We start from the raw sequence: 11,010 nt of genomic DNA, 5'->3' as shown, positions 1-11,010 counted from the left end.
GCTTGCCGCTCGGGCGTCCTCGCACTGCCTCCTCGGTTCGAGAGAGCGGTGAGCCGCGCGATCGACGCCTCCTCGAAGATGGCCTTGACACCCCTAGGGGGTATAAGCGTATCTTCGCCACAGCATACCCCGGCAGGGTATGTGGCCGAGAGGTAAGGCAGGGGAACAGGTCATGAATCACGCTGGTGCGCAATCAAATCTGACGAAGCTCGCCATCTCTGCGACGCTGCACTGCCTCACCGGCTGTGCGATCGGTGAGGTGCTCGGCATGGTCATCGGTACCGCGCTGGGCTGGTCGAACCTGTCGACCATCGCGCTCGCGGTGACCCTTGCCTTCGTGTTCGGCTACGCGCTCACCATCAGGCCCGTGCTGAAGTCCGGGTTGCCTCTCCGTGCCGCCATCGGCGTGGCGTTCGCGGCGGACACCGTCTCCATCGCCGTGATGGAGATCGTCGACAACGGGATCATGCTGGCTGTGCCGGGCGCGATGGAAGCGGGCCTCGGCAGCTGGTTGTTCTGGGTGAGTCTCGCATTCGCGCTGGCAGTGGCGTTCGTGATCACGGTTCCGGTCAATCGCTGGCTGATCTCGCGCGGCAAGGGGCACGCGGTGGTGCACCAGTACCACGGTGGCGGCCATGAAGGTCATCACCACCACTGAGTGAACCGTGGCCGCGAGAGACTCGCGGCCACGGTCCGTCGAGATCTTCCGTTTCGCAGGGGTAGCTGCTTTGCGTCACCTGGGCAGAAATCTGTCCCGATGATACCCCCTACCAGTATGGAGTATATGAAATGTCCAGTGTGGATAAGTCCGCCCCGCGCAGATGGTGGGCACTCGCCCTCATCGCCGCGGCACAGTTCATGGTCATCATGGACACCTCGATCATCGGGGTGGCCCTGCCGAGGATCCAGGCGGATCTCGGCTTCTCCCAGGAGAACCTGTCCTGGGTCTTCAACGCCTACGTCGTCGCGTTCGGTGGGCTGCTGCTGCTCGGCGGCAAGCTGTCCGACCTGTTCGGTGCCCGCCGCATGTTCGCCACCGGCTGGCTGGTGCTCCTGGTGGGCTCCGTCGTCGCCGGCGCCGCGGGCGAGATCTGGGTCGAGCTGCTCGGTCGCGCGGTGCAGGGCGCCGGAGCCGCGCTGATCGCCCCGTCGGCCCTGACCTTGCTGATGATGCTGTTCGGCAGTGAACCGGCGCAGCTCGGCAAAGCGCTCGCCGTCTACGGCGCCGCCGCTCCGGCCGGTGGCACCGCGGGCGTGTTCCTCGGTGGCGTCATCACCGAATACCTGAGTTGGCCATGGGTCTTCTACATCAACGTGCCGATCGCCGTGATCGCCCTGATCGCCATCCCGGCCCTGATGCCCGCAGGTGCCGCTCAGCGCGGCTCGATCGACCTGCTCGGCGCGATCACGGTGACCGCGGGACTCGCGGTGGCGGTCTACGCCGTCGTGCGCGCTCCCGAAGCGGGTTGGGCCTCGGCCGAGACGATCGTCGGCTTGATCGTCGCCGTCGTGCTGCTGGGTTCGTTCCTGCTGATCCAGGCCAGGCGGAAGGCTCCGCTGGTGCGGCTGGGCATCTTCCGCACGCCGCAGCTCGGTGCGGCGAACGTCGCGCAGTTGCTGCTCGGTGGCGCGTGGATCCCGATGTGGTTCTTCCTGAACCTCTACCTGCAGCAGGTGCTGGGCCTCGGTGCCTTCGCGAGCGGCTCGGCGCTGCTGCCGATGACCACCGCGATCATGGTGCTGATGGTGGTCGTGGCACCTCGGCTCACGGCGCGGTTCGGCGTCAAGTCGATGGTGGTCACCGGTCTGGTCGTGCTCGCGGCTGGTCTGGGTTGGCTGGCGCTGGCCCGTCCGGACGGCAACTACTGGGTGGACGTGCTGCCCGCCTCGCTGGTGGCGGCCACCGGCATGGCGCTGGCGTTCATCCCGTCGCTGGGCACGGCCATCTCGAGCGCTCGCCCGGAAGAGGGCGGCCTCGCGTCGGGCATCGTCAACACCAGCTACCAGATCGGGTCCGCACTCGGCCTGGCCGCGATGACCGCGCTGGCCGCCTCGTACGGAGCCAGCCAGCTCGGTGACGTCAACGCGCTGACCACCGGAGTGTCCGCCGCCTTCATCGGTGCCGCCGGCATCGCGATCGTGGGTGCGCTCGTCGCGGCCGGGACGTTGCGCGGCAGCCGTGCGGCTGCGCCGGACGCCGAGCGCGAGTCGGCCAACGTCTGAATCATCCACCTCGGTTGCCGCCCGCCTCACCACGGCGGGCGGCAACCCTCCCGTTTCAGGAATTCCACATGCGACGCATCCTCGCCCTCGACCCCGCAGACGCCCCAGAGAAGTCTCGCGGGCTGCTCACCGAGATCATCACGCGACATGGTTCGGTCGGCGACATGGTGAGCACCATGGCCCACTCGCCCGCACTGCTGCAGGGCTACCTGGACTTCTCACGAGCGCTCAAGCGCGTGAAGCTGCCGCGCGCCCTCAGCGAGAAGATCTCCCTTGCCGCGCAGGAGTGGATCGGTTGCGGCACCTGCTTGGCTGCTCACACTGAGGCTGCCCGTGCGAACGGGGTCAGCGACAGCGACATCGTCCTCGCACGCCAGGGAACCGCCGTCGATCCGCGGGAGGCAGCACTGATCGCCTTCGCGGTGCGCGTTCTCGCGGAGCCGTCCGGAATCTCAGACGACGATGTCGCGGACCTGCGGGCACACGGCTGGAGCGACCGGGTCATCGCCGACGTGGTCGGGGTCGTGGCTCTCAACCTGCTCACCGGCGCGTTCAACCTCGTCGTGGGCATCGAACCGTCGATCACCAGGCCATGACTCCCTTCCCTCGCAACCACACCAGAGGGTCGATCTTGCGGCCGCTGCTGTCCCAGATCTCGTAGTGAAGGTGCGGACCAGTCGACTCGCCGCGGTTGCCCATCGCGGCGATGACCTGGCCGGCGCTCACTCGCTGCCCGGCACGTACCGAGTAACTGTCGACATGTCCGTAGATCGCCGTCGTCCTGTCGGTATGCACGATCTTCACCCACAGCCCGAAACCGCTGGCGGGCCCTGCTTCCGCTACGACACCGTCCATCACGGAAACAACGGGCGTGTCGATGCGGTTGGCGACGTCGAGATCGTCGTGCATCGCGCCCCAACGCGGCGCGAAGTTCGATGTGACAACGCCCCGGCGTCGGAGCGAACACCTTCGAACCTCCCGACCTCGCAGCACCACCGGAAGCGGCCAGCTCTGGGCGGTTCGCCGCTTCGCCAGTTCGTCGAGCCGGCGCCGCAGGTCTGCGGCGGCATCCTCAACTGCCTTGTCCGCGGCGTCGGACTTGCTACGTGCCGCGTTACGCGCAGTGCCCGCAGCCTCGAAGCTTCGGCTGCTCTCCGCAACCAAATCGGGAGCGACCGCCTCTTCGCGATCGCTCGTACCGCTCACTTGCAAAAGCTCAGCTGTGAAGCCCTGCACAGCATCCGTGATCACTTGGTTGAATCGAACAGCCTGGTTCCGCCACTCGGCGTCCGCCGCGCGCTCGACCTCTGAGGCGCTGGCGGCGGCCGCCACCAATTCAGCTCCGGACTTTCGCCGTCTGGGCGCGAGGTGACGAAGCGCCTCCGCTGGTGATCGACCCCCGACCCCGGCCCGGTCACGATCTGGACGGCTGCGCGTTCCTGCTCTGCCTGCTGGCGAACGACGGCGTGCGCCGGCTCCTGGAACGGAACAAGATCGACCCCGACCGTGTCGCCGCCTGCGTGAAGTCCGCTTGTCGTTGGGGCACAGAGTCGCTGGTCCTTCGAGCAGCACCCTGAACAGGTCACCGTGCTCGACGACACGGTCGAGCACGTCGCCCAGTACAGCTTCTCGCGGCAGAGGTCGGCCAACAGTGCCGCCTGTGAACGTGTGCGTGCCGAAAAGTATGTCCGTGCAGGTCGCCGGCCTCGGCGCGTGGCTGGCGGTCGTCGGGCATGATCGCACCCCGTGCTAGTCCGCTTCGCTTACCTTGCCGTCACTCACGCCTTCGCCGCGTTGCGGCTACTGCCACTGACTGACCGCGAGAAGGACGTCGAGATTCTCGCTCTTCGCCACCAACTCACCGTCTTGCAACGCCAACTCGGCGACCGACGCCCACAACTTCGACCTGAGGACAGGGCGTTCCTCGCCGCGCTCCTGACGCCGCTGGCCCGCGCAACTCTGCGCCGACTCCGACTGCTGGTCAGCCCGGACACGGTGCTGCGATGGCATCGTGACCTGGTGAAGCGTCGCCACGCCCAGGCGAGCCGGCGTCGAAGGCGTGGGCGTCCGCGCACCGTGGCATCGATCCGCCGCCTTGTCCTTCGTCTGGCGGCCGAGAACTCCTCCTGGGGCTATCGGCGCATCCACGGAGAACTCGCCCTCCTCGGTGTCACGGTCGCTCCTTCGACCGTGTGGGAGATCCTCAAAGCTGCTGGCATCGACACGGCGCCACACCGACCGACCGTTACATGGGCCGAGTTCCTGCGTTCCCAGGCCGAGGTGGTCCTGGCGATGGATTTCATCGAGACCGTCACGCTGACCGGCGCACGCCAGTACATCCTCGCCGCTGTCCACCACGCGGGTAGGCGCGTGCGCATTCTCGGCACAACCGCGCACCCAACACATGCCTGGGTGACACAGGCCGTCCGAAATCTCCTGATGCACATCGAGGACGCCGGCAGCCTCGCACGAGTCAGGTTTCTCATCCATGATCGTGACGGCAAGTACCCCGCACTCATCGACGACATCCTCAGCGGCGCAGGGATCACGACGATCCTGACCGGCGTCCGGGTACCCCGCATGAACGCGATCATGGAACGCTGGGGCAAGACGCTGCGCGGCGAGCTCCTGGACCGCACACTGATCTGGAACGACGCCCACCTCCGGCACGCGCTACAAGCGTACGAGCAGCACTACAACCAGCACCGCACCCACCGATCCCTCGCCGCCGCAGCACCCTTGCGAGCCCGACCCCAACCCCTTGGACCTGACCGGATCGAACGCCTCGCGGTACTCCGACGGGACCGTCTCGGTGGAGTCCTCCACGAGTATCGGCATGCCGCTTGACCTGTGCGGATGTAATTTCCGGCACGCACAACGTGCCCGCGACCCGAAGGGTAGAAGCGCTGGTAGGTGTGCAGGACGCGATCCGCCTCAGCCTCGCCGTCGGCTATTCGCGCGGAGCAGAGCATCGAGCGCGCCGCTCTGGCTGATTCGAACGGCCCGAACAAGGTTGCGACGAACGCCACTCGCTCGATGAGGGCGGCTTGATCAGCCCAATACCGTCGTTCCCTGTGCAGCAGGAACCGGGATAGATCTCGTCGTGCTGGAACGGGGACGTGGTCGCGATGCGCGCAGGTCACCGCCAACGCTGTCATGTGCAGAGCCAGCGGGGAGACGTCGATCTCGCCGACGCCGTTGGGCATCGCGATCGGGACCAACGGCAGCTTGAGTTCCCGTTGGAACGCTTCCACCGCATCATCGAACGCGCTGGGCAGGTCGTTCTCCTCGAACCCGTCTAGGTGCAGCGGGGCCGCCGGCTCGGTGAAGCGATCGAGTTTGCTGGAGGCGTCGCGCCACCACAGGTCAGCGGATCTGGCGAGTAACAGGACGCGGGTCACCAGCCCAGCACGTTCGTCGGCAAGCGTACCGATGAACTCGGCCAGTAGTTCTGCTTCCCATCTATCCGCATAGTCGACGACGACCAGGAGGGGGTGGCAGGCGGACGAGGGATCCTGACGCGCCTGACCGGGGTGATCCGTTGTTCGGCTCGCGTCTGCGGCTGACCAGCCCTTCGCTGACGTTTCGTTCGCGAACTGGGCGGCGAGCCTGCTTTTTCCTTGTCCACCAGGGCCGTGCACGAGCAGCACGGAGAGTTCGCTACGCGAGTCGCGCCAGGTCTGAAGTCGTTGCTGTGCACGAGGGCGTGGCCGAAACGGCACGACCTCGGACCTGCTGTCCAGCAGATAGCTCGGACTGTCTCGTGGCAGCCTCGCCGGGGTGTTGGCTGGGTCTCCGTGGAAGTCCAGCCTGTAGCGCGAGCTCGCCCCGACGAACGTGACCCCGCCGTTGACGATTCCGGCCTGCACCACGGCGCCGTTGACCGTTCCATTGATCAGGTTCTGACTTAGAACTCCTAACAGAATGATCTTGGAATACTGTTGATCATCGGTGTGTTGACCTTGTTGTGAGGAAGGGTGAGCAGCTTCCGTGGATCGTGTCCGACGAGTTGTGGGCACGGATCGAGCCGCTGCTTCCGGTGGTCCCGCGGCGTACGGATCATCCGGGTCGTAAGCGGCTGGATGACCGGAAGGTGTTGTGCGGCATCCTGTTCGTGCTCTACACCGGGATCCCGTGGGAGTTCTTGCCTCAGGAGCTCGGGTTCGGCTCGGGCATGACCGCGTGGCGGCGGCTGCGGGACTGGCACCAGGCCGGCGTCTGGCAGCGGTTGCACGAGAACCTGCTCGCCGAGCTCAACGCCGCGGACGCGCTGGACTGGTCGCGGGTGGTGATCGACGGCTCGCACGTGCGCGCCCTCAAAGGCGGCCCAAACCGGTGCGAGCCCGGTCGACCGCGCCAGAACGGGCTCGAAGCACCACCTGATCACCGAAGGACACGGCATCCCGCTGGCCGTGTCCTTGACCGGCGGCAACCGCAACGACGTCACCCAGCTGATGCCGCTGATCGACCGAATCCCTCCGGTGCGCGGCAAACGCGGCCGGCCCCGGTTCCGGCCCGACGCCGTGTACGCCGACCGCGGCTACGACCACGACAAGTACCGCGACCTTGTACGCGCCAAGGGCATCAGACCGATGATCGCCCGCCGCGGCATCGAACACGGCTCCGGACTGGGCATCTACCGCTGGGTCGTCGAGCAGACCTTCGCGCTGCTGCACTGGTTCCGCCGCCTGCGGATCCGCTGGGAGATCCGCGACGACATCCATGAAGCCTTCCTCAGCCTGGCCTGCGGCATCATCTGCTGGCGCCGACTCCGCAACCTCTCATTGAGTTAGGAGTTCTTATCGGGACGTTCTCTTGGTGCACCGGCCATCCTCTCAAGCGCCGATGTGGATGTGGCTCGCCCACAGCGACGGTGCTTTCGGGTGCTGCTCACGCATCCGGAGAATTGAGCTGTGCAGCGCGACGGCGGAGTGCTCGGCACCGTTGACCTGGCTGTAGAAGTGTTCCGCGATGTCGACTGCGGCCTGGTCCTCGATTGCCCACAGCGTGCCGACAACGTGCCGGTAGCCGGCGAGGTGGAACGCGGAGGCGACGTGGATGGCCTCGTCCGCGAGCTTGGTGGTCGACGCGGCGGTGTGACAGGCGGACAGGTAGGCGAACTCCGCCTGCTGCAAGCGCAGCCGCGCCACCGCGCGTGCGGTCAGCGGGTGGCGTTGGTGGTCGTGGGTGAGGAGGTGGCTGTCTGACGGACTGGTGGGGTTGTTCACGCCGTGGCAGGCGAAGTGCGTCCACGTGCTGTCCGCCAGGCCGGCGAGAACGGCGTCGCGCGTCGCGGCCTCGCTGGTCAGCAATCTGGTTGCGGGCATTCTGTCGGAGACGATCTTCGCTTCGGCGGTCGCTCCGCGCAGGGGGCGTTCACCTGGGGTGGTCGGCATCGCGACGACGAGAACCTCGGGCTGATCTGACGTCGGCGAACTCGTGGAACGCGCGTGGGCGAGCGAGCGGATGGTAGGTGCATAAGACGATACGACCTGGTCCAGAGTGGATCCTGCGGCGTGGAGCGGGAAGAAGCTGAGCAATCCAGTCGGAATCCACCAGAGACGAGCCGGAGAACGGTTCGGTTCGCGTTCCAGGGCGTTCAGGATCGGAGCGGTGATGGTGTCTGACAGCCACGCGAGCACGTCACGGATCGTTCGTTCGGCGCGCTTCTGCGCTTCTCGAATCGGGGAAGGTCGGTCGACGTTCAACGCGTGCAAGAGATCTTCGAGGCGCTCCTGCAGTTCGTACTCTGTCAACGCCGGGAGTGGTTGCAGCTGCACGCCTCCGGGCGTGACGATCAGCGCATCACAGCGGTACCGGCTGGTGTTGATCACGACGAGCGGACCTTCCGCTGCTTGCTCGATCAACGCGAATGCGGTGGGAGCGAGCAGGAAGCGGTCGAGTCCAGGCAGGGATCGGATGCGGTCGATCACGGCGTCGAGCTCGTCCGCCATCGCCCGGCGTTGGTCTGCGGGCTCGGACTCCGCGGGGTCGGTGTCGAGCTGGGCGCACAGCCACCCGTAGCGGTCTGCTAGCTCCTGGGAGTGCTCACGGAGTTGGGTAAGGTCATGTCTTCCGTCGATGGCTTGGGACAACAAGACTGCGCGTCCCATTTCCAGGAGCTCGAGCGCGTGCTCAGGACATCCCAGCTCGATCATGCACGCGGCCGCGTCGCCGGCGATGCCGGAGTAACGCGCCAGCCAGTGCTCGGAGTCGGACATCTCCAGGTTCCGGGGAACAAGTCTCGGAAGCAGGTGAACAGCGGTGGCGAACCCGCGGGCCGCTTCGTCGAGCCTTCCGGTGTTCGACGCGATCCGGCCCCACTGTTCCGCGGCGTCGATGCGGACCGCGAACTCGGCGGTGCGGTCCGAAGCCGTGGTCTCCAGCGCGAGCAGGCATTGGCTGAGAAGCGAATCGTCTTGTACGAGCTCGTATTTCGCCATCAGCGTCATCGCGGAGTTGTACGACAACTTGGCGCGCTGTGGATGGCCCTCGGCCAGGTGACCAACCGCCTTCCGGCCCAGCATGATGGCCTCGTCGAGATCCTGGATCTCGCCGGCGAACTCGAACCGGGCGCGGAAAGCGTTGGCGAGGTTGGACGTCATGAAGGCACGGTGACGATGATCGTCCGCGATGTCTGCCAGGGCGTGGTGCAACAGGGCGATGGACTCGTCGAGCACAGGCAGGTCTTGTGTGTTGTGGAACTGAGCCCTGAGAACGGCCGCCAGGTTCGCCAGGTACAACGGGCGATTGGGGTGGCGGTGCGGCGTGAGTTCGATGCACTCGCGAGCGGCGGAGATCGCTTCGTGCAGGCTGTCGGGGTCAGCCGTTCGCTCGAACCGCCGCTTCAACGCGATGGAGAGGGCGGATCGGTACATCGGCCCATCTGGATGCGTCGCGGGTGTCGCCGACACCGCTTGCCTTGCCAAGGTGATCGCCTCGTCGAGGACCGGAAGCTCACCGGTGAGGTCGTACCTCGCCTGCAGCACCCCGGCGAGGTTGGCGGCGAGCGCAGTCTGCTTCGGATGCCTCGCCGGGGTGAACCGGGCCGCGGATCGTGCTGTGGTGATCGCCTCGTCGAGCAAGGCAATGTCACCGCTGTGTTCATATGAGCCGCGCAGGGCGAGGCTAAGCGTCGAGTGCGCACCCGAGTAGTGGGCGTCGCTCGGTGAGCTCGCTTTCACCGCAGAACGGCCGACGCGCACCATGTCGTCGAGCACCGATGGATCCGAAGTGTGTTGCCACCAAGTGTGCAACGCGGAACAGAAGTTGGTCAGGCACGCGTTGCGTGCCGGATCGTCCTGCGGCACGGCATCGGCTGCTCGGCGTGCGAGGGACACCGCTTCACTCAGCGCATCGGCATCACCGGTGTACTCGAACCACGTCCGCAGCACGCAGCTCATGACCGACATGACGCCTGCCCATTGGTCGTGATCATTTTTCAGACGCGTGACGACTGACCGTGCGGCTTCCACGGCTTCACGCAGGATCTCGATGTCGCCGTCGTGCTCGAACAGAGCGAACAGCGCCGTTGCCAGGTTGGCTAGGTGCAGTCCGTCGTCGTCGGCGAGTTCCGCGACGACTCTTCTCGTCGCGGCAACGGCGTTCTCGCACGCTGCGCGGGAGCCGGAGGACAACGCCTCCTCGACGGCGAGGAATGCCGCGACCGCGGCCGACTCGGCCACTGGACGCGTCTCGGGAAGGTCCTGTTTCACCCAGGAGATGCGGTAACCGGCCTGTTCCAGGCCTGCCACCGTCTGCGTCGGGTCGTCCCGAACTTGCAGGCGCCACATCGACAGAATCTCCGCCACCGGGCCGGGGAGGTCTGCCTGCGGGAACTGCACCGCGTCATGCCAGGCCACCACGATCGCAGTGATGCCGAACGGCGAGGGCGGTCCGACGTCGACGGTGAGCGGGTGCGCGGTCAGCACGTGGTCGTCGAGCGACGCCTCCAGCACCATGAGCGCGGACGCCGTGTGCTGCACCTCAATCTCCAGAGCAGTGCATAGGTCGAGGTGTTCCCACACGACGAGCAGCCGGGAGGCAGCCAGGACGGAAGGCAGGATGCCGAGTCCGCGGATTGCCCATGCGGCGTCCGCGCCGCGGCTGAAGTCCGGTGTCTCGACGTAGCCGACATACGGCCGGTCGAGGTGTTCGAGCAGCAGGTGAACCTGAGGCCGGGGAACAAATCCCGTCTCGCGGAGCAGGGTATCGGTGCTGGAGACGACGATCTCGTGGATGGCGTCCACCATCTGGTTGCGCTGCACGTGACTACTGCTCGTCGTCGTCCGGCGGGGTCTCGGACAGCGCTTTCACGATTCGTTCGATGTCGCGGGCGGAGTAGTTCTTGGCCTCGTTCACACCGTTCTCGTCGAGGCGGATCTCCTTGCCCTTGTGACGGTCCAGGAATGTCTTCACGGCGACGCCGAGGGTGGCCCATGCGGCTGGGTTCTCGGCGATCGTCACCACGGTTGCCAGAACTTGAGCACCTGCGCTGCGCAGGTGGAGTGATCGGCGTTCGGCCTTCACATCGTGCTCTTCGAGCAGCGCCTGCAGCTCGTCCGCGTGGGGCTCGGACACGACGAACTCCACCTCGCCGACGGCATCGCCCTGCTGCCACATCAAGATCACTGTCACCGGTCAACCATAGCGAGAACCGAACTCGGGTGATGGGAGAACAGGCCAGCCGGGCAATCTGCAAATTCGATGCGGGCAGGCATCGACGCGAAATGCGCGGCTGGGCACGTCGACACTTGATGTGTCCACGGTTCTTGTGCGGTTGGAGTC

The 11,010-nt window shown here is 66.2% G+C and carries 8 protein-coding genes; 5 read left to right on the top strand and 3 right to left on the bottom strand.

The genetic code is table 11. The annotated features are described in order from the left end of the window. Positions 1-172: 172 nt before the first annotated feature. From SK571_RS43065 to SK571_RS43055, 3 genes are all read left to right on the top strand, one after another. Entirely contained in the window at positions 173-658 is a 486-nt protein-coding gene (locus tag SK571_RS43065; RefSeq protein WP_319989880.1) for a DUF4396 domain-containing protein, read from the top strand. A 131-nt stretch (positions 659-789) separates the two neighbouring features. After that, positions 790-2,223 carry an MFS transporter gene (locus SK571_RS43060; protein WP_319989879.1) on the top strand — a complete coding sequence of 478 codons (1,434 nt, stop codon included), beginning with the start codon at positions 790-792 and terminating at the stop codon, positions 2,221-2,223. A gap of 68 nt (positions 2,224-2,291) precedes the next feature. Continuing rightward, entirely contained in the window at positions 2,292-2,819 is a 528-nt protein-coding gene (locus tag SK571_RS43055; RefSeq protein ID WP_319989878.1) for a carboxymuconolactone decarboxylase family protein, read from the top strand. On the opposite strand, the gene SK571_RS43050 is transcribed toward SK571_RS43055, so the two are convergent. Beyond that, a complete protein-coding gene (locus tag SK571_RS43050) occupies positions 2,806-3,555 on the bottom strand; it encodes a M23 family metallopeptidase (RefSeq protein WP_319989877.1) in 750 nt (249 codons plus the stop codon). The two genes, SK571_RS43055 and SK571_RS43050, sit on opposite strands and share 14 nt — an antisense overlap. 414 nt (positions 3,556-3,969) lie before the next feature. Between SK571_RS43050 and SK571_RS43045 the strand changes: the two genes are divergently transcribed. Then, positions 3,970-5,070, top strand: a complete 1,101-nt coding sequence (locus tag SK571_RS43045; RefSeq protein ID WP_319989876.1) for an integrase core domain-containing protein — start codon at positions 3,970-3,972, stop codon at positions 5,068-5,070. A 1,147-nt stretch (positions 5,071-6,217) separates the two neighbouring features. Next, positions 6,218-7,016, top strand: a protein-coding gene (locus SK571_RS43040) for an IS5 family transposase (protein WP_406602110.1) whose coding sequence is annotated in 2 segments (ribosomal slippage) — positions 6,218-6,552 and positions 6,551-7,016 — 801 coding nt in all. Because the reading frame shifts where the segments join, the coding sequence is not laid out codon by codon here. Between the two features lie 42 nt (positions 7,017-7,058). Here the strand turns inward: SK571_RS43040 and SK571_RS43035 are convergent. Continuing rightward, complete coding sequence (locus tag SK571_RS43035; RefSeq protein WP_319989874.1) at positions 7,059-10,490, bottom strand: CHAT domain-containing protein; 3,432 nt, start codon at positions 10,488-10,490, stop codon at positions 7,059-7,061. Between the two features lie 4 nt (positions 10,491-10,494). Beyond that, positions 10,495-10,860: a hypothetical protein gene (locus SK571_RS43030; RefSeq protein ID WP_319989873.1), complete on the bottom strand. Its 366-nt coding sequence runs from the start codon at positions 10,858-10,860 to the stop codon at positions 10,495-10,497. Positions 10,861-11,010: the final 150 nt, after the last annotated feature.

This window comes from Lentzea kristufekii, assembly GCF_033949925.1.
Taxonomy (GTDB): domain Bacteria; phylum Actinomycetota; class Actinomycetes; order Mycobacteriales; family Pseudonocardiaceae; genus Lentzea; species Lentzea kristufekii.
This window is presented reverse-complemented; position numbering and strand designations above follow the sequence as displayed.

Bases quoted from the DNA above. Each gene is read 5' to 3' on its own strand.
- SK571_RS43065 (WP_319989880.1), top strand. From the start codon at position 173: ATGAATCACGCTGGTGCGCAATCAAATCTGACGAAGCTCGCCATCTCT.
- SK571_RS43055 (WP_319989878.1), top strand. From the start codon at position 2,292: ATGCGACGCATCCTCGCCCTCGACCCCGCAGACGCCCCAGAGAAGTCT.
- SK571_RS43060 (WP_319989879.1), top strand. From the start codon at position 790: ATGTCCAGTGTGGATAAGTCCGCCCCGCGCAGATGGTGGGCACTCGCC.